The 25,176-nt window shown below is 64.0% G+C and carries 24 protein-coding genes; 4 read left to right on the forward strand and 20 right to left on the reverse strand.

All coding sequences use genetic code 11. From position 1 onward, the window contains the following. The first annotated feature begins 128 nt into the window (after window positions 1-128). Together tssI and DK366_RS21085 are read left to right on the forward strand one after the other, a co-directional pair. Window positions 129-3,299 (forward strand): type VI secretion system tip protein TssI/VgrG, encoded by a 3,171-nt coding sequence (gene tssI, locus DK366_RS02605; protein WP_109123968.1) that lies wholly within the window; start codon window positions 129-131, stop codon window positions 3,297-3,299. Continuing rightward, window positions 3,296-4,708, forward strand: coding sequence for a hypothetical protein (locus DK366_RS21085; protein WP_157956431.1), 1,413 nt, complete (start codon window positions 3,296-3,298; stop codon window positions 4,706-4,708). The genes tssI and DK366_RS21085 overlap by 4 nt, the downstream gene beginning before the upstream one ends. Window positions 4,709-4,816: 108 nt before the next feature. On the opposite strand, the gene DK366_RS02615 is transcribed toward DK366_RS21085, so the two are convergent. The 20 genes from DK366_RS02615 to DK366_RS02710 form a co-directional block, all read right to left on the reverse strand. After that, window positions 4,817-5,278, reverse strand: a complete 462-nt coding sequence (locus DK366_RS02615; protein ID WP_109124258.1) for a chemotaxis protein CheW — start codon at window positions 5,276-5,278, stop codon at window positions 4,817-4,819. A 52-nt stretch (window positions 5,279-5,330) separates the two neighbouring features. After that, entirely contained in the window at window positions 5,331-6,464 is a 1,134-nt protein-coding gene (gene motD / locus DK366_RS02620; RefSeq protein ID WP_109123970.1) for a flagellar motor protein MotD, read from the reverse strand. Between the two features lie 12 nt (window positions 6,465-6,476). After that, a complete protein-coding gene (locus DK366_RS02625) occupies window positions 6,477-7,217 on the reverse strand; it encodes a flagellar motor protein (RefSeq protein ID WP_109123971.1) in 741 nt (246 codons plus the stop codon). Between the two features lies 1 nt (window position 7,218). Then, complete coding sequence (locus DK366_RS02630; protein ID WP_109123972.1) at window positions 7,219-9,177, reverse strand: chemotaxis protein CheA; 1,959 nt, start codon at window positions 9,175-9,177, stop codon at window positions 7,219-7,221. 15 nt (window positions 9,178-9,192) lie between these two features. Continuing rightward, window positions 9,193-9,822 carry a protein phosphatase CheZ gene (locus tag DK366_RS02635; protein WP_109123973.1) on the reverse strand — a complete coding sequence of 210 codons (630 nt, stop codon included), beginning with the start codon at window positions 9,820-9,822 and terminating at the stop codon, window positions 9,193-9,195. Continuing rightward, the gene (gene cheY / locus DK366_RS02640; protein WP_109123974.1) at window positions 9,819-10,226 is read right to left on the reverse strand and encodes a chemotaxis response regulator CheY; all 408 of its coding nucleotides are present in this window, start codon (window positions 10,224-10,226) and stop codon (window positions 9,819-9,821) included. Before cheY ends, DK366_RS02635 begins: the two co-directional genes overlap by 4 nt. A 95-nt stretch (window positions 10,227-10,321) precedes the next feature. Then, window positions 10,322-11,086, reverse strand: coding sequence for an RNA polymerase sigma factor FliA (locus DK366_RS02645; RefSeq protein ID WP_109123975.1), 765 nt, complete (start codon window positions 11,084-11,086; stop codon window positions 10,322-10,324). A 2-nt stretch (window positions 11,087-11,088) separates the two neighbouring features. After that, complete coding sequence (locus tag DK366_RS02650) at window positions 11,089-12,012, reverse strand: P-loop NTPase (protein WP_109123976.1); 924 nt, start codon at window positions 12,010-12,012, stop codon at window positions 11,089-11,091. Window positions 12,013-12,026: 14 nt separating this feature from the next. Continuing rightward, window positions 12,027-13,463, reverse strand: coding sequence for a flagellar biosynthesis protein FlhF (gene flhF / locus DK366_RS02655; RefSeq protein WP_109123977.1), 1,437 nt, complete (start codon window positions 13,461-13,463; stop codon window positions 12,027-12,029). Window positions 13,464-13,619: 156 nt separating this feature from the next. Beyond that, on the reverse strand, window positions 13,620-15,713 hold the full coding sequence (gene flhA / locus DK366_RS02660) for a flagellar biosynthesis protein FlhA (RefSeq protein WP_109123978.1): 2,094 nt from the start codon (window positions 15,711-15,713) through the stop codon (window positions 13,620-13,622). Between the two features lie 8 nt (window positions 15,714-15,721). Then, complete coding sequence (gene flhB, locus DK366_RS02665; protein WP_109123979.1) at window positions 15,722-16,858, reverse strand: flagellar biosynthesis protein FlhB; 1,137 nt, start codon at window positions 16,856-16,858, stop codon at window positions 15,722-15,724. Between the two features lie 10 nt (window positions 16,859-16,868). After that, the gene (gene fliR, locus DK366_RS02670) at window positions 16,869-17,639 is read right to left on the reverse strand and encodes a flagellar biosynthetic protein FliR (RefSeq protein ID WP_109123980.1); all 771 of its coding nucleotides are present in this window, start codon (window positions 17,637-17,639) and stop codon (window positions 16,869-16,871) included. Further along, window positions 17,636-17,905: a flagellar biosynthesis protein FliQ gene (gene fliQ / locus DK366_RS02675; RefSeq protein ID WP_109123981.1), complete on the reverse strand. Its 270-nt coding sequence runs from the start codon at window positions 17,903-17,905 to the stop codon at window positions 17,636-17,638. Before fliQ ends, fliR begins: the two co-directional genes overlap by 4 nt. Beyond that, window positions 17,902-18,117 carry a hypothetical protein gene (locus tag DK366_RS21090; protein WP_157956432.1) on the reverse strand — a complete coding sequence of 72 codons (216 nt, stop codon included), beginning with the start codon at window positions 18,115-18,117 and terminating at the stop codon, window positions 17,902-17,904. The genes fliQ and DK366_RS21090 overlap by 4 nt, the downstream gene beginning before the upstream one ends. Next, window positions 18,114-18,905 (reverse strand): flagellar type III secretion system pore protein FliP, encoded by a 792-nt coding sequence (gene fliP, locus DK366_RS02680; protein ID WP_109123982.1) that lies wholly within the window; start codon window positions 18,903-18,905, stop codon window positions 18,114-18,116. Before fliP ends, DK366_RS21090 begins: the two co-directional genes overlap by 4 nt. Further along, entirely contained in the window at window positions 18,905-19,276 is a 372-nt protein-coding gene (gene fliO, locus DK366_RS02685; RefSeq protein WP_232820881.1) for a flagellar biosynthetic protein FliO, read from the reverse strand. The genes fliP and fliO overlap by 1 nt, the downstream gene beginning before the upstream one ends. Window positions 19,277-19,281: 5 nt before the next feature. Continuing rightward, the gene (gene fliN / locus DK366_RS02690; protein ID WP_109123983.1) at window positions 19,282-19,620 is read right to left on the reverse strand and encodes a flagellar motor switch protein FliN; all 339 of its coding nucleotides are present in this window, start codon (window positions 19,618-19,620) and stop codon (window positions 19,282-19,284) included. Further along, window positions 19,617-20,633 carry a flagellar motor switch protein FliM gene (gene fliM, locus DK366_RS02695; protein WP_109123984.1) on the reverse strand — a complete coding sequence of 339 codons (1,017 nt, stop codon included), beginning with the start codon at window positions 20,631-20,633 and terminating at the stop codon, window positions 19,617-19,619. The genes fliN and fliM overlap by 4 nt, the downstream gene beginning before the upstream one ends. Before the next feature lie 13 nt (window positions 20,634-20,646). Next, the gene (locus tag DK366_RS02700) at window positions 20,647-21,147 is read right to left on the reverse strand and encodes a flagellar basal body-associated FliL family protein (protein WP_109123985.1); all 501 of its coding nucleotides are present in this window, start codon (window positions 21,145-21,147) and stop codon (window positions 20,647-20,649) included. Window positions 21,148-22,083: 936 nt separating this feature from the next. Continuing rightward, a complete protein-coding gene (locus tag DK366_RS02710; RefSeq protein ID WP_109123987.1) occupies window positions 22,084-23,013 on the reverse strand; it encodes a chemotaxis protein in 930 nt (309 codons plus the stop codon). Window positions 23,014-23,178: 165 nt separating this feature from the next. On the opposite strand from DK366_RS02710, the gene DK366_RS02715 reads away from it, so the two are divergent. Together DK366_RS02715 and flgA are read left to right on the forward strand one after the other, a co-directional pair. Continuing rightward, entirely contained in the window at window positions 23,179-24,486 is a 1,308-nt protein-coding gene (locus DK366_RS02715; RefSeq protein ID WP_109123988.1) for a methyl-accepting chemotaxis protein, read from the forward strand. Further along, window positions 24,483-25,175 carry a flagellar basal body P-ring formation chaperone FlgA gene (gene flgA / locus DK366_RS02720; RefSeq protein WP_109123989.1) on the forward strand — a complete coding sequence of 231 codons (693 nt, stop codon included), beginning with the start codon at window positions 24,483-24,485 and terminating at the stop codon, window positions 25,173-25,175. The genes DK366_RS02715 and flgA overlap by 4 nt, the downstream gene beginning before the upstream one ends. Window position 25,176: the final 1 nt, after the last annotated feature.

Consider the following 25,176-nt stretch of genomic DNA (forward strand, 5'->3'; position numbering starts at 1 on the left):
AAGGCCGGGATATCGCCGACATTATGGACGGCCAAACCTGTCGCTGGTATCGGCTTTACCTGATTGGCGACTCGCATTCATGCGCCTCACGCTGCGCAGCTTCCATCGTTTGTGCCAAGGAAACGCTTGTGCCACGCCACAGTGATATTCGCTTCACCTTCGAATCCGCCAGCAGCGTGGCTTTTGACGTGGCCGGCTTTCGGCTGGAGGAGTCCCTCAGCCAGCCGTTTGTGCTGAATGTGGACCTAAGTAGCTGCAACCCTTCGGTAGATTTCGGGCAGGTGCTGGATCAACCCGCCTGCCTGACCATCTGGCGCGGCGAGCAGCCCATTCGATACGTCCACGGTGTGGTGTCGACCGTGGAGCAAGGCACCACCGGTTTCCGCCGCACCCGGTATAGCGTTGTAGTGGAACCGCGAATGGCCCGTGCGGGCCTCCGCAGCAACTGGCGTATCTCGCAGCAGCAAACCGTGCCAGAGATTCTACAAACCGTACTCAAACGCTCGGGCGTTATCGATGTCGAGCAGCGATTGAGCAAAGAGCATCTGCCGCGCGAATACTGCGTGCAACCAGGCGAGAGCGATTTGGATTTCTTTCAACGCCTGAGCGCCGAAGAGGGTCTTTATTACGCGTTCGAACACAGCGCCCACGGCCATCGCCTGATTCAGGGCGATGTGCTTTACACCCACGGCGTGATTCCCGGTGGACCGGTCACCTACAACCCCATGCCCGCCGGCGATTCGGACGAACCGTGCCTGCACACGTTCCGTTACACCGAAAACGTACGCACCGCGCGTCAAGTGCAGCGCGATTACACCTTCAAACACCCGCGCTACAACCAGCAACACGCCAGCGATGGCAACAACCTTACCAACCAGGCGCGGGACTACGAACGCTACGACTATCCCGGCCGCTACAAGCAGGACGAGGCCGGCAAGCCGTTCACCAAAACGCGCCTGCTCTCGCTACGCCGCGATGCGCAAGTGGCCACTGTCGAAGGCGACGATGCGCGCCTGCAACCGGGCTTGGCGTTCGATCTGCAGGGGCACCCCCGTGAGGCGTGGAATACCGGCTGGCGCGCTATCGCCATCGTGCATACCGGCGTCCAGAACATTAGCCAGGAAGAAGACAGCAGCGATGCCACCACCGGCACCCACTACAGCTATACAGCAGAGATCATCCCGGACCAGGTGGAATGGAAAGCACCGCTATGTCCCAAGCCCCGCATTGACGGCCCGCAGATCGCCACCGTGGTGGGTCCCCAAGGGGAGGAGATTTTCTGTGATGAGTTTGGCCGGGTAAAAGTCCAGTTTCCCTGGGACCGTGAGGGCAATCACGACGAGCACAGTAGTTGCTGGATACGCGTAAGCCAGAACTGGGCTGGAGCCGCGTGGGGTCACATGGCCCTTCCGCGCATCGGGCAAGAGGTGATCATTGGCCACCTGGATGGCGACTGTGATCAGCCGATTCTTATAGGGCGCACGTACCCGGCCACCCACCCCACGCCCTACGAACTGCCGCGCCACAAAACGCGCATGACCATCAAGAGCCAAACCCACAAGGGCAACGGCTCGAATGAACTGCGTTTTGAGGACGAGAAAGACCAGGAAGAAATCTACGTCCACGCCCAGAAAGACCAGAACATCATCGTCAACAACGACGAGACCACCCGTATTGGTCATGACCGCCAAGAGAATGTCGAGAACGACGAAACCATCCGCATCGGCCACGACCGCACCGAGAGTGTGGGCAACGATGAACAGGTGACCATCGGCAGAAATCGCACGCATCAGATCGGCCAGGACGCGTTTCTCAGCATCGAACGCAATCACGCCATCAACATTGGCAAGGATCGCCATGAAACGGTGGGCAATAACCGTCACGACAAAACCACAGCCAATCACGTCATCGATATCGGCGGTCATGTCGAGCAGACCGTGCAGGGCCATCACAAGCTCAGCGCCGGTCAAAGCATCGAGCGACAGACGCAGCGCTATCAGCTACACGCCGGTGAGAGCATCGAAATCAAGGTCCAGGCCGGAAGCATCACGATCGATAGCAACGGTATCGTCATCGACGCGCTGAAAATCCTGATCAAGGGCCCCGTGCAGCAATCTTCTGGTGCTTATACCGGCGCTGCCTGGCACGGCGCGGCGTTCGCAGAATCCCTGCTAGCCCCCTTTATCACCGCCCCCATCGCACTTACATGCGCAGCATGGTCCGAGGGCGGAACCACCGGAACGCAGGGCTACGATACGCACACAGCATCAATGGCGCCCCAGGCAACTGATCAACCAGCAGCGTCCGAAAATAACGCCACCAAGGACACTGCAACGCCTCCATCCGTGCCCCATACGCCAGCGCCTATGACGTGCGACTGGAAGCTGAAGTCGTTCAAGGAAACCCACTGCAGCATGCCGATGGAAACGGCGACTTACTACCAGTTGGACGAAAACAAGCGACATGTTTTGGACCGAGATGGCAAGCCCACGCTTTGCAGCGGGCCAGCGACCATGCCTTTTGAGCTGGCGTTCGATGGTGACGCGAAAGTGCTTACCGCCGCGGTGCGAATAGCGGTGAAGCTCAAGGACATGTACGAACTCGATGCCGTAACAGGCAAGCCAAAAGCCGACACGGAGGGGCGTCCCATTGGAGTGCCCTACGACAGCACTGGTAATGGCAGTAACGCCCCTCCAGAAGTGCGTGCCAAATTTCTCGTGGCAAACCGTTCAGTGGCCACCTTGGACTTCACTGGTCTCAAGCAGCGCATTGAGCGTGTCCTCAACCAGAACAACTACCGGCTGACGCTTAGTGATTGTGCACAGGGCGCCGCGTGTGGCTGCATCGTACCCGTGCAATTCGTGGTTCATTTCTTGGATCCGGGAGTCAAAGGACAGGGCAAGCCTCACGATTCGATTGATCTTTTCCCGAGAGCGGTGAGAGCTGATGCCGGCAGCTGGAGCGAATTGACCGTGAGCTTTGACAAATTTCGCAATGAATTTGTAACTACGGCGGTCGAATGCATTAGCGCTCATGAAGCAGGTCATTTATTCAGCTGGCCAGACGAGTATTGGTCCAACGGTGGATCAATTCATCAGCAATACGTCAAACAACAAGAAATCGATTTCACCAAGGGCGATGAACTCAAAGGCCAATTGGTTTGGCAATTGAATACCGATGATACCTTGATGGGCTACGGCGCCTATAAGAACTCCGTGCAAACCCCTGAGTACTACCTTTATCGCATCCGCGATTGGTTCACGCGTAAGACGGGCAAGCGATGGAAGTTAACGACATGAACAAGGCATGGACTAGGGGATTGATGATGGTGATGGCGATACTCGGCAGTGCGGTGACATCGGTAAAAGACACGGTCGCAGAACATTCGAACGAATCGGTGTCGATATCCTTCGACATAGGCGGCGGCATGGGTTACGGCGTGCGGCGACTCAGTGCCACTACCCGCGATGGCACTTTTCGCCTTCTGCTCACTGACACGGAAAATCTCGAGGACTTCGTGGGCGTTGGGGTCTTTGATGGCGAGTTAAGCGACGAGGATCGCGCCCATGTCCAAGAGGCAGCACTTTTGTTGTGTCGCTCACAAAGCCAGCTACAAAACAGCCCCTCGGACATGGGGCGTGGCCAAATGAACAACATGCCCATGGCGGGCTACAGCGCAACTTGCGGTGGAACCGCAGTACAAGGTTCGCTTTACACGTGCCCCAAAGAGATCGGAGATCGGGTACGAGACATCGAATATCGACTAGCGAAATCGTTCTACTCGCATGGCCGAAAGGTGGTGAAACTGGATGTGGAGGCAAAGGTCGAGTCGCAGCCGTACAACTTTCTGGTCACGGTACGCTTTGTTAATTCTGGAGATCGGTCGATCACATTCAAAAGTCCGGCGCTTTGGTCTGGAATACTCCCTCTAGCGCAGCTACGAGCAGGTGGTAGAAATCCACAGAGCCGTCACATCGGCGATAACGAGAACTCCGGCGGCTTTATCTTCGACCTATCTGGACTAACTCCCATCAACGCATCTGCTTTTCCAGATGACGTCATTGTTATCCCCCCACACGAAACTAGCGAAATTACGTTCCTCGCGGCACCGGACGGCAAATATACGCACGGCACTTATGACTTTGGGGCGACCGTGTATGCCGACATCCATGTCGATGGGCCGGAATGGTCGGGTGGTCATGTCGATTTTTGGACGGGCATTCAAAACGTCAAACGCATCACCATTCCCCGTGACTATCCCGCCACCCCACAGGAATGGGACGACTACGAGGCCAAGCACCGCAAAGATATGTTGGCCGAGCCAGTGAAAGCAGGCGGCATCGTCAAGGAGGATGGCTACTACCGCCCCAACGCCGGCGAGCAGCAAGGGCGTTTCGTCACCCGCCTACTCAAGGGCGATTTCACGCCCGGCAGCGGTGAACAGCAAGACAGCAACGGCACATTGTTCACACCTACACAGTGGGTATGGGATTCCGATATCGCCAGCACAGTGGAAGCGCGTTCCAAAACGCCCTGCCCCAAGAGCGGCCGCTGGCTCGCCAACATTCCCACCGACGTACCCAACGCCGGCTACTACCTGCAGCGCGTCACGGTGGTGCAAATGAAAGCTGGCGATACGTTGCCAGCGGTTGGATTGGGCAGCGGCGTCGATGAGGAACGCGTGCGCTGGGTGTGGATCGGCCCTTGAAAGAATAAACGACGCTCAGCCACGATGCCTCTTGCGTATCCAACCGTGCCTGGTGTGGCGTAGCGCCAAGTCTCCTCGCGCGATCGTCAGTCCCCTGCAGCCAAGGAATCAGGCCGCTTCGCTTTCCAGCGGCAGGCGGCAGAGGCGACGCACGTCCAGCAGCGCCACGAAGCCGCCCTTGGTCGGCAGCACGCCGTGCACGGGATCGTCGTCGCGAGCGGCGCCGCCAGGCAGCGGCGGAGCGATGTCGGCGGGACGGGCTTCAAGCAGGTCGCCAATGGCATCCACGCGGATGCCGACCAGGTGCGTGCCGTGCGACAGCATCACCAGGCGCACCTGGAACGGGTCCACACGGCCTTCCTCGGGCAAGCCAAGACGACGCCGTCCGTCCATCACCGGCACGATGCGTCCGCGCAGGTGGCGAATGCCGAGCAGGTCGGAAGCCGAACCGGGCACGGGCGTCAGTTCGCCATCGCGAAGCACTTCGCTCACCTGCGTCAGCGGTGCGGCGTACAGCTGCGCGCCGATGCGGAAGGAAAGCCAGTGATCGGCGTTCGATGCGTAGTTCATGGCGTCGACTCCGTTGCGGTGGCCGTGGTGGCCGGTATCACGTTCATGCAATTCATGGGCCATGCTCAGGCGACGCGAGACGCGTCGAACCCGCCGTGATGGTGCCGGCGGCCACGTCGGGCAACGCGGGGGCCTGAATCGGCTCTGCCTGCTGCTGCGCGGTGCGCTCGGGCCTGGCCAGGATCACCTTGTTCACCGGCACATCGGCGGTGGGTCGCGGTGCGACCACCTCCACCGTGGGTGCCGGTGCCTGCCCCGCTGCGTCATGTGCTGCCGCGATGGCGGCAGTCGCTGCCGGTGCGGAAGACGCGGCGGGTGCCGGCGTGGCGTCCGACCCGGCGGTGAGCGTGTTGTCGTTGAAGAAGCGCTTGGGCGCGTCGTCTTCGCTCAGCACCACGATCAGCACGCGGCGATTGTGGTTGCGGCCGTCTTCGGTGGCGTTGTCGGCGCTGGGTTTGTATTCGCCCCAACCCATGATGCCCAGGCGCGAGGGTTCCACGCCCTGCTCGGAAAACAGGCGCGCCACGCTGGCGGCACGGGCGGCGGACAGCTCCCAGTTCGAGGGATACAGCGCCGTATTGATCGGGCGATCGTCCGTATAGCCTTCGATGCGCACGGCATTGGGGAACGGCTTGAGGATCGACGCCATGTTATCGAGCACATCGTTCGCCTGGGGCGACAGCTTGGCTACGCCGCTGGCGAACAGGATGTCGGTGCGCAGTTCGATCTCCAGCCACGAGGTGGTCTTGCGCACGATCACCATCTGCTTGTCGATCAGCGGCTGCATGGCGCGCACCACCTGGTCGCGAATCACTTCCAGGTTGCGCTTCTCGGGCGTGTCCGACGGTGCACGCGTATCCACCGCGCGCACCAGTTGCGGACGGGCCGGAATCGGCACGCTGACGGGAATGCTCGCAGCGCCCGGCTGGCTCGCGGGCGCCGCAATGGCCGGGTCGATGTTGTGCGGCTGCACGCGCGTCTGCGGCATCGGCGCGATCACGTGGCTGGAGCCGTTGAACGCCTCGATGATGGAGTTGGACATCACACGGTATTTGCCTTCGTTCACCACCGACACCGCGTACATCACCACGAAGAAGGCGAGCAGCAACGTCATCAGGTCGGCATAGGGAATGGCCCATGCCTCGTGATTCACGTGGTCTTCGTGGTGTTTTTTCTTCCTGGCCACTGCGCGCTCCCGTTAGGCCAGGTAGCCCTGAAGCTTGGCTTCGATCTGGCGCGGGTTCGCACCCTCGGCGATCGACACCAGGCCTTCAATCAGGATTTCGCGCATCTGCGTCTGCTTGTGGATCAGCGCCTTCAACCGCGCGGCCATCGGGATCATCAACAGGTTGGCCAGCGCCACGCCGTAGATGGTGGCGACGAAGGCGGCCGCAATGCCGTGGCCGAGCTTGCTCGGGTCGGCAAGGTTCTGCATCACCGCCATCAGGCCCATCACGGCACCGATGATGCCCATGGTGGGCGAGAAGATGCCTGCGTTTTCGAACACTTTCGCAGCGGCAAGATCGTGATGCTCGCGCGCGCCCACTTCCACTTCCAGCACGCCGCGAATCGCTTCGGGCTCGCTGCCGTCCACCAGCAATTGCAGGCCCTTGCGTACGAAGTTGTCGCTTTCCGAATCGATCTGCGGTTCCAGGCTAAGCAGGCCCTGGCGACGCGAGATTTCACTCCAACCCACGATGCGGCTGATGAGATCCGACGGTTGATGCTGGGGTGGCTTGTACACCAGCGGGAACATCGACATGGCGTGCTTGAGCACCTTGCCGGAGTTCTGCACCAGCAACGCGGCGATGGTGCCGAGGAACACGATGACGAACGCAGCCGGATTCCACAGCGCTTCCACGCTGGAACCCTTGAGAATCGTGCCGACGATGATGACGATGAACGCCAGGATCGTGCCGATGAGACTTACCAGATCCATGTCAGCCGCTCACCGTCAAAGAAGAAAGTAGTTGGCCATCACTGCCTGAAAGGCCAGCCAGATCCATCACCAGTGCGAGGCGACCGTCGCCAGTAACCGTGGCGCCGGCAACCGCAGGCACCCCCTGGAACAGCGGGCCCAGCGGCTTCACCATCACGTCTTCGCGTCCCAGCACTTCGTGCACCAGGCAGCCCAGGCGCATGTGGCCGATGTGCAGCACCACCACGTGACGACCGGCAGGGCCTTCCACGCCCACCCAGCCGCCGAGGTCGGCCAGCGCCAGCGCTCGGCCGCGATGCGACGCCACGGCGCGACCATCCAGCTGTTGCTGCTGTCCCGCGGCGAGTTCGAACACTTCGTCCACGTTCGACAACGGCAGTGCAAGCAGACGCGCACCCACGCGCACCATCAACACGCGCTGGATCGCCAGGGTCAGCGGTACCGCCAGTTCCAGCGTGCTGCCCTTGCCCAGCTGCGAGCGCACCGACAAGGTGCCGCCCAGCTCCACCACGCGCGTCTTCACCACGTCCATGCCCACGCCGCGACCGGAGATGTCGGAGACGGTGGCCGCCGTGCTGAAGCCGGGGCGGAAGATGATTTCGTAGCATTCGTTTTCGGTGAGGCGCGAGGCCTGCGCCTCGTCCATCAAACCCTTCTCCACCGCCTTGCGGCGAAGCACTTCCGGGTTCATGCCGCGTCCGTCGTCGGACACGGTGATGATGATGCGTTCCCCGCGCTGGCTGGCCGCGAGGGTCACCTTGCCCTTGCGCGGCTTGCCGGCGCGATCGCGTTCTTCCGGCATTTCCAGGCCGTGATCCAGCGCATTGCGGATCAGGTGCACCATGGGATCGGCGAGCGCTTCGACCAGGCTGCGGTCGAGATCGGTGTCCTCGCCTTCCTGCAGCAGCTCCACTTCCTTGCCGAGCTGGCGCGACAGATCGCGCACGATGCGCGGAAAGCGCTGGAACAGACGGCCCACCGGCTGCATACGCATGCCGAGCACGGCGTTCTGCAGCGCATCGGCCACGCGGTCGAGTTCGGTGGCGGCGAGTTCCAGCGTTTCGTCGCCCGTCCTGGCGGCGAGGGTCAACAGGCGATTGCGCACCAGCACCAGTTCACCCGCGCGGTGCACCAGCGCATCGAGGCGCGCGGTGTCCACGCGCACGGTGTTTTCCGGTGCGGGCGCGGCCTGCTTGGCGGCAGGTGCTGACGGCGCGGGCGCTGCCACCGGTGCAGGTGCCGGCGCGATGGCACCTGGCGGGGCGCCCTTGCCGTGAAGATTGTCGAGCAGCGACTCGAATTCGTCGTCCGAGATTGAGCCCGACGCAGAGGACGCTGCAGGCGCGCTGGTCGTGGCGACGGGTGCGCCACCTTTGCCGTGCAGGTTGTCCAGCAAGGCTTCGAATTCATCGTCGCTGATGCTGCCGGAAGCAGCCGGCGCCGCAGCAGGTGCGCCCGGCGAACCGCCCGTGCCATAGAGGCTGTCGAGCAGTGCCTCGAATTCCGAATCGTCGATGGTGCCGTCACTCGGCGGCGGTGCCACCGGGGGCGCCACGGGTTTGGGCGGTGGCGTGGCCGCCGCACCGGGCATGAGGCGCGCCAGCAGGCTCGGCGGCGGCATTGCCATGGGGCTGCCGCCAGCCAGTGCCGCCAGCATGTCGTTGAGCAGGTCCAGCGCTTCGAGCAGCGCATCCATGCGGTTCGCATCGAGCACAAGCTGCCCGTTGCGCGCCACGTTGAGCAGGTCTTCGGCGTGATGGCACAACTGCACCATCGGTTCGATGGCAAGAAAACCCGCGCCGCCCTTCACCGTGTGGAACGCACGAAACACGGCGTTCAACAGGTCGGCGTCGCGCGGCGAGGTTTCCAGCCCGATCAGCTGCTCGCCCAGGCGCTGCATCAACTCTCCGGCTTCCACCAGAAAATCGTTGCGCAGCTCGCTGTCCAACGTGGGGTCCATTCGGCTCGCTACCTTTTAGAAACCGAATTCGCTCAACAGGCGATCCGCCTCGTCCTGGCTGGTGACCTTCACCGGGCCGGCCGCGGCTTCGCCCGATGCCAGTGCACCGGTCAGGCTCACCAGTTCGAGCAGCGAGTTCTCCACGCTGCCGATGAAGTTCACGACCTTCTTGATGCGCTGGCCGGACAGGTCCTGCCACGACTGCGCCACCACGAAATCGGCGAGGCCATCACGGCATTCGGTGGCGAAGGTCTGCGCCTGCGTGGCGAGTGCGACGTCGGCAGCGTTGGCTTCGATGGCAGTCTTGGCGTTGGCCGCGAGTGCTTCGGCCTGCGGGCGCATGCGCTCGGCGAAATCGAGCGTGCGGTGCGCAGCCTGCGAACTCATTTCCAGTACGTCCTGCAGATGCTGGCGCGCATCGGCCACGCTGCCCGGCACACCTTCCTGCGCCAGGTCACCACCCAGGCGGCGCACGGCGTCGTGCAGTTCGCGGGCCAGCAGACCCAGCGCGCGGAACATGCGCTGCTCACGCTGGCGCACCAGCGAATCGAGCGCCTGCTCGAACGCGGCGCCATCGGGGCTGTTGAGCAGGTCGTGCAATTCCTGCGGCATGGCCTCCGCGACCATCGCGACTTGTGCGTTCATGCGGCGGCTCCCGATGCGGCCAGGCGTTCGAAGATCTTGGCGAGCTTTTCCTGCAGCGTGACGGCGGTGAACGGCTTGACGATGTAGCCGTTCACGCCGGCCTGCGCGGCAGCGATGATCTGGTCGCGGTTGTTTTCCGCGGTGACCATCAGCACGGGGAGGCCTTTCAGCGAGGGCTCGGCGCGGATGGCGCGCAGCAGGTCGATGCCCGTCATGTTGGGCATGTTCCAGTCGGTCACCACCATGTCGAAGCTGTTGTTGCGCAACATGGTCAGCGCGTTCTCGCCGTCATCGGCCTCCTGGATCAGCGTGTTGCTGAAACCCAGCTCGACCAGCAGGTTGCGAACGATGCGCCGCATGGTGGAAAAGTCGTCCACCACGAGGATCTTCATATTCTTGTCCAAACGCTTTCTCCGCTGCGCATGTGTAGGGGTAAATCGGGGGCGACGGATGAGAGACGAGCACGGCGCAGCGACCGTCGAGAGTCGCGCCCTCGCTACTAACCCCTCGCCCCTTTCTTTCTCTGCTGCTCCTGCCCCTCGTGCCAGCCGGTCATGCGCGCGCGCAAGCGCACGATGGCCTGGCCGTGGATCTGGCACACGCGCGACTCCGTCACGCCGAGCACTGCACCGATCTCCTTGAGGTTCAGTTCTTCCTCGTAGTACAGGGACATCACCAGCTGCTCGCGTTCCGGCAGGCCGCCAATGGCCTCCACCAACGCCTCGCGCATGCCTTCGTGCTCGACGCTGTCGGCGGGGCTCAGGCTGTCGCCGTCGGCCACGTCGAACGCCGCGCCACCATCCGCGTCATCCGGCGCGGAGAGGCTGAGCAGGCGCGCACTCGCCGCGTCGGCCAGCACCTGGTGATATTCCTCGGCACCCATGCCCAGACGCTTCATCACTTCGGCGTCGTCGGCATCGGAGCCGGTTTCAATTTCGATTTGCCGAACGACCTCCGCCATTTCGCGCACTTTTCGATGCACCGACCGTGGGGTCCAGTCGGTACGCCGCAATTCGTCGAGCATCGCGCCACGAATGCGGATACCCGCAAACGTTTCGAAACTCGCGTTCTTGCCGGTGGTGAAATTGCGCGCGGCCTCCAGCAAACCGATCATGCCGGCCTGGATCAGGTCGCTCACATCCACGCTGGGCGGCAGGCGGCCCATCAAGTGATAGGCGATCCTTCGCACCAGGGGAGCATGCTGGCGAACCAGTTCGTCGGCACTCTGCCGCTGCAGCTGCAGATATTCGGAAGCCACACTCATTTTCACCACCCCGTCGCCACTGCGGCCTGCCTGCTGAAAAAGGCGATGCGATCCAGGCCCAGTCGCTCGGGTTCACCCCATGTATCGACCGCACCTGCCAATTGCTTGAATGCCAATCCCGAACGACTGGATGGCCACAGATCCACCACCGCGCTCTGGCGGCGAATGGCCTGCTTGAGCCGTTCATCGCTCGGCACGTGCCCCATGAATTCCAGCGCCACGTCGAGGAAGCGGTCGCAAACTCGTGCGAGCTTCTGATGCAGCTGCCTGGCCTCGCCCACGTTGCGCACCATGTTCGCCACCATGCGGAAGCGGCGTACGCCAAAGTCGCGGCTCAACACCTTGAGCAAGGCATACGCATCGGTGAGCGATGCCGGCTCGTCACACACCACCACCACCACGTCGTCCGCCGCGGCGGCGAACATCGCCACGTTGTCGGAGAGACCGGCGGCGGTATCCACCACCAGGTAATCGGGCGGGTTCGTCAAATCGTCGAACGCGCGGATCACCGCGGCATGCTCGCCGGAGCCCAGCTGTGCCAGGCGGCGAGTACCCGAGCCGGCCGGGACCACTTTCAGGCCGTGCGGAGCGTGCATCAGCAGGTCTTCGATGGAACAGCTGCCGTCGAGCAGGTGGCCGATGTGACGCGTGGGCGACAGGCCCAGCAGCACATCGATGTTGGCCAGGCTCATGTCGGCGTCCAGCAGGATCACCTGGCGACCTTCCATGGCCAGCGCCATGCCTAGGTTCACCGACACGGTGGTCTTGCCCACGCCGCCCTTGCCTCCCGCCACCGCAATGGCGCGACAACGCTTGCGCGGTGCGCTGCCACTGAGCCCGTAAGCCTGGTCTTGCACCGGCGCTTGCCGGGTATGACGTTCGGTCAGCGCACGCAACATGCTCTCCAACCCCATCGCCTGGTTCATTGCGAATACACCGCTCATGCGTTCGCCACCGCTAGTCCGAATCGATCCGCCATCACTACGTCATCCGTCGGCGCCGTGCCCTTGAGCACCTGCGCGGCACGGCACACCAGCACGCGGGCATCCGCGGTGGCGATGTCTTCCGGCACGCGCTGGCCGTCGGTGACGTAGTCGAGCGCGAGTCGGTGACGGATCAACACCGACAGCGCGCCGCCGAGGCTGGGTGCCTCGTCGAGTTTGGTAAGAATGCAGGCGTGCGGCTTCACCGGCAGGTAGGCGCGCACGGCTTCATCAAGCGATGCCGCGTTGGCGTTCGCCGCCAGCGCCAGGCAGGCGCGCAGGTCGCCGCCATGGCGCAGCACATCCAGCTGTTCGGCCAGTCGCGGATCGCCACCCGCCAGGCCGGCGGTATCCACCAGCACGGTGTGATAGCCGCGTAGCAGTTCCAGCACCTGGCGCAGGCTGTCCGCGTCATAGGCGGGATACACACGCACGCCGAGCAGGCGGCCGTAGTGTTCCAGCTGCGCGGCGGCGCCGATGCGGTAGTGATCGGTGCTCACCAGCGCCACCTGCGATGCGCCGTGGCGCATCACCGCGCGTGCGGCGAGCTTGGCGATGGTGGTGGTCTTGCCCACACCGGTGGAACCGACGAGGGCAATCACGCCGCGACGATCGGAATGATCACGCGGGCTGATCGACAGGCTGCGGCTCAACACGCCCAGCGGCAGATAGCGCGCCTGTTCGGCATTGATGTTGGCCGGCAGCTCGTCCACCAGCTGGCGCGCGACATCGGGTTCGATGCCCAGGCGCGTCATCTCGCGCAGCACGCGGGCGCGCATCGGCTGGCGGCGTTCCATGTCGTTCCAGATCAGGCTCGACAGCTGCGTTTCCAGAAGATCGCGCAGGCTGCCCAGTTCGGCGCGAACGCGCGCGGTGTCCTGCATGGCACGCTCAAGCATGGGATGGATGGATGCGGTGACTTCTGCCGCGCTGGCTTCCACCGGCGCCGGCTTCTCTTCGACGCGCTTCTCGTCGATCGCCTTGACCGGCGCCACCGGCGCTTCAACCGTTCTGGCGACGGGTGCCTCCACGACGGGTTCCACGCGTGGCGCGGCAGCGTGACGCGAGAGCGATACCGTCACGCCCTCGTCGTCACGACGGTTCGCCGTCGGCAGCGGCGGCGGAACAGCGTCAGAGCGACGCGCGACGATGGGTTTTACTTCCGCGGCGGCAGCCGGTGCGGACTTGGGCGCTGCACGGTTCTCCACTTCCAGCGGCGCGCCGTGACGCGCGGCTTCGCGCACCAGGGCTTCGTCGTAGTCCACGGCGGCGATGATCTCGATGCCGTCATCCATGCGGCGCGTGGAAAGGATCACCGCATCCGGCCCCTGGTCCTCGCGCACTTCGCGCATGGCCTGGCGCATGTCCGGTGCCACGAAACGCTTGATCTTCATGCCTGCTTGCCCTCGTGACGACGAAGGGACGACACGGATGCCTGGCGAGTCATGCGCAACATGTCGGCTTGCCGGCGCGTTGCCGGCTTCGACGTTCCGTTGGTCACGCTTTCCATCCTCATGTCCCGTCCTTTACTCGTTGCCTGCGCTGCTTTTTCAGCGACCCAGCGCCTGGACCAAACGCACTCTGCGGTTGTCCGGCACCTCGTTGTAGGCCAGTACGTGCAGGTTCTGTGCCACATGACGAGTGAAGCGCGCGAGCCACGGACGCAGCTGCGGCGCGACCAGCAAAACCGCGGGTTCGCCGCTCATTTCCTGCTTGCGCGACGCCTCGGCAACACCCTGCTGCAAGCGGTCGGCGAGGCCCGGTTCCACCGCAGCGCCCGCCACACCGCCATTTGCGAGGGAACCAAGCAGGATCTGCTCCAGTTCCGGTGCGAGCGTGATGACGGGGATCTCCGTGCCCAGCCCCGAGATCTCCTGCACGATCTGGCGACCCAGTGCCACGCGCACGGCGGCGGTAAGCGCGCCGGGATCCTGACTCTGGCTTGCGTGCTCCGCCAAGGATTCGACGATGGATCGCATGTTGCGGATCGGCACCCGCTCGGCCAGCAGGTTCTGCATGACCTTGACCACCACGCCCAGTGAAAGGCGCTTGGGCACCAGGTCTTCGACCAGCTTGGGTGCGCTCTCGGCGAGACGATCCAGCAGCTGCTGTACGTCCTGGTGGCTGAGCAGTTCGTGCGCGTGGCTCTGCAGGATGTGCGACAGATGCGTGGCGATGACCGTGGCCGGATCGACCACCGTGTAACCCAGGCTCTGTGCGTTCTCGCGCTGGCCGGGTTCGATCCACATGGCTTCGAGGCCGAACGCCGGATCGCGCGTGGGAATGCCTTGCAGGCCGTCCTGCACGCGGCCCGGGTTGATCGCCATCAGGCGATCGTTGTGCACTTCCGCCTCGCCCATGGGTACGCCCATCAGCGTGATGCGATACGTGTTGGGACCCAGATCCAGGTTGTCGCGGATGTGCACCGCCGGCACCAGGAAGCCCAGTTCCTGCGACAGCTTGCGACGCACGGATTTGATGCGACCCATCAATTCGCCGCCCTGATGCGTGTCCACCAGCGGGATGAGCCGGTAACCCACTTCCAGGCCCAGCGGATCGACGCTGGCCACGTCTTCCCAACCCAGCTCCAGGCGCTCCGTGGGCGCCGCTGCGGGCGCGGGTACTTCGGCGGCGGCCTTGGCCACGCGCTCCTGCGTTTCGCGTTCGCGCTTGATCATCAGCCACGCCGCGCCACCGCACGTGCCACCCAGCAACAGGAACGCAATATTGGGCATGCCCGGGAGCAGACCCATCACGCCCAGCACCACACCGGCCACACCGAGTGCGCGCGGCTGGCCGAACAACTGGCCCACGAGCTGCTTACCCATGTCGGTGGACTTGGACACGCGCGTCACGATCACGGCGGTCGCAATCGACAGCATCAGCGACGGCACCTGCGCCACCAGGCCGTCACCGATGGTGAGCAGCGTGTACGTCTTCGCCGCTTCGCCGGCGGAAAGGCCGTGCTGCAGGATACCGACGAAGAAACCGCCGACGATGTTGATGATCAGGATCAGGATGCCGGCCGTGGCGTCGCCGCGCACGAACTTGGAGGCACCGTCCATCGAGCCGTAGAAGTCGGCTTCCTCGCGCACTTCCTGGCGACGCTCGCGCGCCTGTTCCTGGTTGAGCAGGCCGGCGTTCAAATCCGCGTCGATGGCCATCTGCTTGCCGGGCATGGCATCCAGGGTGAAGCGCGCGGTCACTTCGGACACGCGTGTCGCACCCTTGGTGACCACCACGAAGTTGATGATGGTGAGGATGGCGAACACCACCAGGCCGACCGCGAAGTTGCCACCGATGACGAACTCGCCGAACGCCTCGATCACCTTGCCTGCCGCGCCGGGGCCGTCGTGGCCGTGCAGCAGCACCACGCGCGTGGAGGCGATGTTCAGCGCCAGGCGCAGCAAGGTGGCCATCAGCACCACGGTGGGAAACGCGGCGAACTCCAGCGGACGCATCACGTAGATCACCGCCAGCAGGATCACCAGCGACAACGCGATGTTGAAGCTGAAGAGCATGTCGAGGATGAAGGGCGGCAGCGGCAACATCATCATCGCCAATGCGGCGAGCATGATGACCGGCGCGCCGAGCCCACGGCGGCCGAGCGTCTTCAGGGTGCCTAGCGTGCTTGCGTTAGCCATCACTTATCTCAGAGCTTGTAGGGACCCATCAGGTCCGGATCGACATCGGGTTGCGGTGCCTTCGGCGGCGTGTCGCCGCGCGAAACCGCCTGCTTGAGCTGGAATACGTACGCGAGCACCTGCGCCACGGCCACGTACAGCGCCGAGGGAATCTCGCGATCAATCTGGGTGGTGGCGTACAGCGCGCGCGCGAGCGGCGGTGCTTCCACCGTGGGAATGCGATGACTGGATGCAACCAGGCGTATCTGCAAGGCCAGTTCATCCATGCCCTTGGCGATCACGCGCGGCGCACCCATGCGGCCTTCGTCGTAGCGCAACGCCACGGCGAAATGCGTGGGGTTGGTGATCAGCACGTCGGCCTTGGGCAGCTCCTGCATCATGCGCTTGCGCGCCATCTGGAACTGCATCTGGCGGATGCGGCCCTTGAGTTCCGGGTTGCCGTCGCTTTCCTTCGATTCGTCCTTCAGTTCCTGGCGCGTCATGCGCAGGCGCTTGGTGTGATCGAACTTCTGGTACAGCGCGTCGGCGCCGCCGATCAGCGCGAGAATGGAACCGAACAGCAAGGCGCCATGACCCAGCAGGCTCATCGCACGCACCGTGCCGGCGCCGACTTCGCCCACACCCGTCGCCATCAGGTCGGTCTGCCAGCTGCGAAGCACCATCACCAGCACGGAACCGATCAGCAACAGCTTCAGCAACGACTTGCCCAGCTCCACCAGACCACGCATGGCGAAGATGCGACCCAAGCCCGCAATGGGATCGAGCCGCTCGAACTTCGGCTGCAACGCTTCGCCACTGAAATTCAGGCCGCCCAGCAACAGCGGCGCCGCCAGTGCAGCCAGCACCGTGGCCAAGGCTACCGGCGCGAACAACCCGAACGCCTCGTGCATGGCCATGGACAGCACGCGTCCGGGCAGCTGATCGGAAAACAGCGCATCACGCCCGTAACTCAAACCCAACCCATAGATGCGCCGCACATGATCCATCGCGGCTTCGCCGCCGCTCATCAACGCGGACACACCGGCAAGCACCACCACCGCACCCGACAGGTCGCGGGATCGGGGAACATCGCCTTTCTCGCGCGATTCGCGCAGGCGTTTTTCCGAAGGTTGTTCGGTGCGTTCCTGATCGTCGTTCTCGGCCATGGCGCTGTCCTCAACCGCCGGCCAGTTCGTGCATCAGCGACCAGGCGCTGTTCTGCAACGATTCGAACGCACCCGGTACGCTGCGCAGCGACAGCCACAGCGCGACGAAACCCAGGGTCACCGTGATGGGAAAACCCACCGCGAAAAGATTCATGGAAGGCGCCGCGCGACTGATCGCGGCAAAGCCGATGTTCACCATCAGCAACGACGTCATGGCCGGCAACGCCACGCGCACCGCACCACCAAACAAATGCGTGGCGAACGTCACCACGGCGTACAGGCTCTTGGTGTCGATCACCGGCTGGCCGGGCGGCAAGGCACGAAAGCTGTCGGCCAGCAGCGAGATCAATTGCAGGTGGCCATTCATGGCCAGGAACAGCAGCGTCACCATCAGCAGGTAGAACTGGCTGAGCACTGGCGAGCTGCCGCCACCGCGCGGGTCCACCGTTTCGGCGAAGCCCAGGCTCATGCTCTGCCCAACCAGCTGGCCGCCCAATGACACGGCTTCGAACGCGAGCTTCAACACAAAGCCGATCGACGCGCCCATCAGCACCTGGCTCACCATGGTGGCGATGCCATCGGCCGACATGGGATTGATGGTGGTCGGCGCCAGTGGCGCCAGCACGAACGCAAGCATCAGCATGATGCCCAGGCGAAAACGCTGGGGCAGCACGGAGTCGCCGAACACCGGGGCGGTCAGGCACAGCCCACCGACGCGGGCCATCGCCCACAGCAGCGATCCGATCAAGCCCTGCAGTTGGGCGAGCTGTACCGTGGTCACTTCACCGCCCCTGGCAGGCTCTCGATCAATTGGCGCGTGAACTGCACCAGCGTGCGCAGCATCCACGGACCGGTGATCAGCGCGACCGCCGCCATGGCGATCACCTTGGGGATGAAGCTCAGGGTCATTTCGTTGATCTGCGTGGCGGCCTGCACCACGCCGATGATGAGGCCGACGGCCAGCGCGGTGAGCAGCAGCGGCGCGGCCACCATCATGGCGACGTAGAGCGCGTGCTGGCCGAATTCGATGACGGATTCAGGCGTCATGGCGCGCGCTCCAGCTTCGCTTGCGACAACGAGGCGACAAGCGCCGCAACACGCATGCGCGCATGGCATTCCTCATCGTCATCCCTGCGAAAGCAGGGATCCAGTGACTTTCGCTTTTCAATCGTCAGGCCATGCAAAGGCGCTGGATTCCTGCTTTCGCAGGAATGACGATCAAGAGCGGAAGCCACGGGCGAGAAGTACGTATGGATCATGTGTAGAAGCTCCCCGCCAACGTCCCCAGCAGCAGCGTCCACCCATCCACCAGCACGAACAGCATGATCTTGAACGGCAGGGAGATGATGGTGGGCGACACCATCATCATGCCCATCGACATCAGCACGCTGGCTACCACCAGGTCGATGATGAGGAACGGGATGAACAGCAGAAAGCCCATCTGGAACGCGGTTTTCAGCTCGCTGGTGACGAAGGCCGGCATGGCCACGCGAAACGGCACGTCGTCCTTGCTGGCATAGGGCTGTTCGTTGGCCAGATGCGTGAACAACTGGAGGTCCGCGTCACGCGTCTGGTCCAGCATGAAATGCTTGAACGGCGCCGCAGCAGCGGGAACGGCCTGCTCCGCGGCCATCTGGCCATCCATATACGGCTTCACGCCGTCGGCGTACGCGTGACTCAACACCGGCGACATCACGAACAGCGTGAGGAACAGCGACAGGCCAAGCAGGATCTGGTTGGACGGCGTGGACTGCGTGCCCAGCGCCTGACGCAGAAAACTCAGCACGATCATGATGCGCGTGAACGACGTCATCATCAGCAGCACGGCCGGCAACAACGTAAGCGCCGTCATCAGCGCCAGCACCTGCAGCGACAGCGTCCAGTTCTGCGCGCCGCCGGGTGCGTTCTGCACCGTCAGCACGGGAATGCCGGCACCCGAGGCGGGCATCTGCGGCATGGACGGCATCGCGGGCATGGCCGGCGCGGCCCACAGCAACGCCGGGCACACCAGCAGCAACACCAGGAGAATCCAACGGGAAACCTTCATTACTTGCGCTTCCAACGGGCCAGCACGTCACCAAACGGCGCGATCGGCGGTTGCGGACTGGCTTCCGGCGCAGGCGCCGAACCTTCGTAGACGTGCAGCGTGCGCATGCCGCCCTGCCCCACGCCGATCAGCAGACGCTTGCCATCGGCATCGATCAGCATCAGGCGATCGCGTGCGCCCACCGTCATGGTTTCCACGCAACGCAGGCGACGTCCGCCCGGCGTGGCGCGCGCCTGCAAGCGGCGACTGAACCAGCCGGCAGCGAAGATGAGCGCCACGATGCCGAGCAGGCTCAGCAATACGCGCACCAGTTCGCCACCGACATTGATCTCGGGCGCAGCAGCGACGGGAAGGACAAGCGCAAGCATCATTCAGATCACCGCAGCTTGCGCACGCGTTCAGCCGGGCTGATCACGTCGGTAAGGCGAATGCCGAAGCGTTCGTTGATCACCACCACTTCACCGTGGGCGACCAGCGTGCCGTTGACGAACACGTCGAGCGGTTCGCCGGCTGAACGGTCCAGTTCCACCACGGAACCCTGGTTGAGCTGCAACAGGTTGCGGATGCTGATGCGCGTACGGCCCACTTCCATGGCGAGCGTGACCGGTACGTCGAGAATCATGTCCAGGTTCACATCGGAACCATCGGCCACGGGCGCGCTGAGCTGGTCGAACTCGACACGCTGGGTGGCGGAGGCGGCGTCGTTGGTGGTCATGCGGGGTCAATCTCCAGGGTGGGTTCGGTCGACAGGCGTATTTCGCGGCGGCCTGTCGGCGCATGAAAACGGACGGCGTTGCGGCCGTTGTTCTGGCCGTAGCGCGCACGGAACACCGGCACGTCTTCGGCAAACACAGTGGTGAATTCGGGCAGCTGCACCGGCAGCACGTCGCCGGGACGCAGGCGAAGGAAGTCGCCGATGCTCACGCGCGTTTCGAGCAGCAGCGAACTGAGCTCCACTTCGGCGTCCAGCACTTCGTCCTGCAGGTTTTCTGCCCAGCGATGGTCGCGGTCCACGCGGTCGCTCTGCACGCCAGCATCGAGCAGCGTGCGGATGGGCTCGACCATGGCGTACGGCAGGGTCAGGTGCACTTCACCGCCGCCGCCATCGAGTTCGATATGGAACTTCGACACCACCACCGTTTCGGTGGGGCTGACGATGTTGGCGAACTGCGGATTGATTTCGGAATTGAGGTACTCGAAGTTCAGCGGCAGCACCGGTGCCCACGCTTCCACCATGGAAGCGAACAGCTCGGCCAGCACGATCTGGATCACGCGGTTTTCCGTCGGCGTGAAATCGCGACCTTCGATGCGTGCGTGGAAGCGGCCATCACCACCGAAGAAATTGTCGATGACGGTGAACACCAGGCGCGGCTCCATCACCACCAGCGCGGTACCGCGCAGCGGCTTGATGCGCACCAGGTTCAAGTTGCTCGGCACGGTCAGCGCATGCACGTACTCGGCGAACTTCACCATCTTCACGCCCAGCACCGAGACTTCGCAGGTCTTGCGCAGCACGCCGAAAATCGCGCTGCGGAAGAAGCGCGCGAAACGGTCGTTGACCATTTCCAGCGTCGGCAGGCGACCGCGCACGATGCGGTCCTGCTGCGTGAAGTCATAGGTGATCACCGCATCGGGCGGCAACGGCTCATCGTTGCCCGTTTCGACGGCGCCACCTTCCACGCCGTCGAGCAGGGCATCGATTTCTTCCTGTGAAAGCAGGTCGCTCATCGACGCGTTCCCGTCACTGCATCACGAAGCTGGTGAAATACAACGCTTCCACGCCGGGACGGCCGAGGCGCTTCTCAAGAATCTTGCGTACGGCATCCAGCGCCTGTGCCTGCAACTTCTGCTTGCCCGCAGCGTCGCTGAGGATGGTGTAGTCCTGGCTGCTGAACAGCATGACCAGCGCATTGCGGATCACCGGGTCCGCTTCCTTCGCAGCAGCCAGCGAGGCCGCATCGTGCGACATCAGGCTCACGCCCACCTGCAGGAAGCGCATGGACTGGTCGTCCTTGAAGTTCACGACAAACGGCGGGTCCAGCGTCAGGTACTGCTCCTGCTTGGACATCACCACCTTCGGCTCTTCCGGTTCAGTACCGCCCTGGCTGCCGTGATGCGCACCCAGCACCACGTAAGCGGAACCACCCGCCATCGCCAGCATCGCCACACCCATGCCGATCACGAGCTTGTTCGCCCCCTTCTTCGGAGCCGCCTTGTTTTCCGCCTGCTCGTTCTGAGCCATGTGAATCCCGTTCCTGTCGTTTGCCATCGGTCACCCGCCATGGGTGACACATGACCACTGATAGCAAACGGCATGCCATCGCTGAAAAGCGTTGGTATGACTGGGTTTGCGAGGAATGGCGACGGAACGGCGGCGCTTTATTGACGCGCGTCGATGATCGGGCGCGACGCGTTGGTGGCGGGTGTCGGAAGGTTGTCGCGAAGAGATTTGAGGCTATGCCCGCGGCGCGTTTCTTCACCCCCTCTCCCCTTCGGGGAGAGGGTTGGGGTGAGGGGCGGGCGCTTGAGAAACCACCGCCAAGTCAAGCATTGGCTCCTGCTGTTCGCTGTTCGCTGTTCGCTGTTCGCTCTTCCGGGCCCCGTATGACAGCGGCGTGCGGGTGAAGGAATAGCCCGCAGGGTGGCTCGCATGGATGCGAGCCAGTTTGTCGTCAGGGCAGGATGCCCTGTCGACAAACCCCGCAACCCGCACGCGGACCTGGAGGCCGGAGGCCGGAAGGCGCGTCATCCGGGGTGCCCTTTCTTTTGGTTACTTTTCTTTGGGCAAGCAAAGAAAAGTGACCCGGCCTCCGGCAGGAGGTCGGAAGCCCGCGGCAGGCGAGCCAGGTTGCGGAAAGGCCGCAAAAGAACCCAAAGGCAAAGTCACTGGATGACCGGCCCTTCGGCCGTTGAAAAGCGCCTCCCGCCTTCGCGGGAATGACGGTGAGGGGTAGAGACGGCGTCGCAAGGATGGCGGTGAGGGGTAGAGACGTCATCGTGATGATGACGGTGAGGGATAGGCGCGTCATCGCGAGGATGGCGATGAGGGATAGAAACGTTATAGCCAGGATGGATGCGCGGGATAGAACCGTTCCCGCGAGCACCCGCCCCTCACCCCAACCCTCTCCCCAAAGGGGAGAGGGAGCCAAGAGCGTGGAGGCCTCGCGACCACCAAACCTCAAAACTCCCCAAACTTCTCCGGCATCAACTCCAACACCGTCTGCGCCAACACATCCGGCTGAAACTTCGCCACAAAGCGATCCGCATTCACCTCGCGCACCATCGCTTCGTTAAAGATGCCGCTGATCGAACTGTGCAGCACCACCTTCAACCTGCGCAGCGACGGCGCCTCACGAATCGCCTTCGTCAACGCATAGCCGTCCATGCGCGGCATCTCGATGTCCGACACCACCAGGGTCACCGCGTCGTCACCCTCCGACTCGGCCAGCGCCTCGAGCCGCTCCAATGCCTCGCGGCCGTCCTGCGCAATCACGCATTCCACGTCCATCTGGCGGAACAGATTCACCAGCTGGTTGCGGGCGACCAGGGAGTCGTCCACCACCATCACGCGACGGGGCTGCAGGTCATGGACGCGGGCCATGCGCTGCATCGGGGCGGAGAGTTCCGTGGTGGTGGCGTTGAGCGAGGCCAGCACGTGTTCCACGTCCACCACCGCCACCAGGGCGCCGTCCACGCGCGTCACGGCGTTGACGCGGCTGCCGAAGCCCAGCGCCGCCGCGGGGGCGGCCATGGCCTCGCCTTCGCAATGCACCATGCGTTGCGGTTCGGCGACCAGAAAGCCCTGCACGCTGCGGCTGAACTCGGTGACCATCAGGTGGGCGGAAGGTACGTCGCGCAGCGACGGGTAACCCAGGGCCACGGCCAGGTCGATCACGGGGATGGTGGTGCCGCGATAATCGCAGCTGCCCGCAATCAACGGATGGGCATCAGGCATGCGCTCCATGGGCGGGCGGCGCATCACCTCGCGCACCTTGAATACGTTGATGCCGAACAGCTGCTCATCGCCCATGCGGAACAGCAGCATGGCGATGCGGTTATGGCCCGCCAGCCGGGTCTGCTGCTCCACCTTGTCCATCCACGCACTCATGCGGATTCCTTCGTCGCGGCATCGCCGCCTTTTCTCTCCCGCGTATCGGCCGCGAACGCGGCGGCTTGAGAGCGCGAATGACCCATGGCACGTCGCTTGCTTCTCAAGTTCCGACATTCGCCGCCGATGCCGGAGGCGACCCTTATAGGAAGGAACGATCGACCCATGAGTCTCATCTGGAGCCAGCATCTCGCCGAACTCGCCAGCGCCGCCGCGGCAGGTGACAAGGCGAAGGTCGCGCAGCTGTCGACCCGCCACCCGCGCGCCGCGCAGGCGTTGGCGCCGTTGCTGGCGACCGTTTTCACCAGCCGGCCGCCAGCAGCCGTCGCCATGCAGACCATGGAGCAGCTGGGCCTGGTGCTTGGCGCCTCGCAGCAGCTGGCACGCGAGCAGGCGTCCATGCACCAGTCCGCGCAGCAGAGCCGGGAAGACGTCGGCCGTTTGACGGACGGCAGCGCCGGAATCTCGACGTCACTCCAGCAGATCGGCACCGGCCTGGACTATGCCCGCCAGACCGGCGAGTCCAGCGAACGCAGCGCCAGCGAGCTCGACGGCCAGCTGCGCCTGCTGCGCACCGCGCTGTCGGCCATGAACCGCAACCAGAGCAAGCTGGCCGAGCAGGTGGCGCAGATCCGCAAGCTCACCGGCGTGGTGCAGGAGATCGCCCACCAGACCAACCTCGTGGCACTCAATGCGGCCATCGAGGCGGCGCGCGCTGGCGAAGCCGGTCGCGGTTTCGCCGTGGTCGCGGACGAAGTGAAGCAGCTGGCCGAGAAGACCAGCCAGGCCACCAACGAAATCGAAGCCGTCACCGGCTCCATCGGCGAGTTCTCGCAGCAGCTCGATGGCGACGTGCAGCAGGGCCTGTCGCGCCTGGACCGCGCGCAAGGTGGCCTTACGCAGACCGAGACCTCGCTGCGCGACAGCGGCGAAGCGCTGCGCCAGATCGGCGAGCGCATCGGCACCATGCACAAGAATCAGGATGCCCAGCACGCGCGTGCCGTGGCCGCACAGGCCGCGCTCGGTGCGTGGCATCGCCGGTCGGCCGAGGCCACGCGCCAGTCCGAGGCGTTGAGCCGCGGCGCCCTGCTTGGTCATCGCCTCGCGCTGGAATGGCTGGAAACGGAAAGCGGCGAAGACCCCGCCAGCCTCAGCCTGACCGTTCGCGAGTCGGCGCAGGGTTTGCGCCAGGCGATGGAACTGGCATTGCAGGAACCTGCCGCGCTGGATCGTCGCTGGTTCGACACGCAGGCACTTACCCGCACGCTGGATCGCCTCACCGCAACCCGCAGCAGCAACCCTGCCGCAGGCGCGCTGTCGGCTGCGGGTGCGCGCCTGCGCGAACAGGGCAATACCTTCGCCACGCTGCTGTGCGATGGCCAGCTCGATCAGGCCGGCCAGCTCATGCAGCAGCTCGAAGGCGAGCGCGAGGCCTTGCTGACCCAATTGAACGTGCTGCTGGCCGACCTATGACCCCGCGTCCGCTGGCCCTGCTGCTGTTCGGCGCACTCGCGCTGCCCGCCCATGCCGCCGAACCGGCACAGGCGGCGCGCGTGGCGGCGGAACAGTGGCTGCTGGGCCAGTACCAGACGCCCGGCAGCCGTGTCGTTGCGCAGGCAGCGGAACTGGATACGCGCACGCTGCAGCTCACGCCCTGCCCCGCCGCGCTCAAGGTGGGCCTGCAGGCCGGTGCCCGGCTCATGCCACGCATGAACGTGCTGGTGCAGTGCCCGGGCACGGATGGTTGGACCATGCATGTACCGGTGCAGCTCCAGGTATTCCGGCAGGTGCTGGTGGTGGTGCATCCGCTCCAGCGCGGCGACGGCATCCGTGCCGACGACGTGCACAGCGAAGAACGCGACATCACACGCCTGGGTTATGGCTACATCGACAACATGGCGGAGCTGGAAGGACGTACGCTGTCACGCGCCCTGGGTGCTGGCAGCGTGGTAACGCCAGCCGCCCTGGGCGGACGCAGCGCCGTGAAGGCCGGGGACCAGGTACAGCTGGTGTCCCGCCTGAACGGCATCGAGGTACGTGCCAGCGGCGTCGCGCTGGGTGGCGGGGACAGCGGTTCGCGCCTGAAGGTGCGCAACGGCAGCTCCGGCAAGGTGATCGATGCGATGGTGATGGCGCCGGGCGAGGTGCTTGCCCTTCCCTGAA

The sequence above is a fragment of the Dyella sp. C11 genome, from assembly GCF_003121485.1.
In the GTDB taxonomy this organism is placed as follows: Bacteria; Pseudomonadota; Gammaproteobacteria; order Xanthomonadales; family Rhodanobacteraceae; genus Dyella.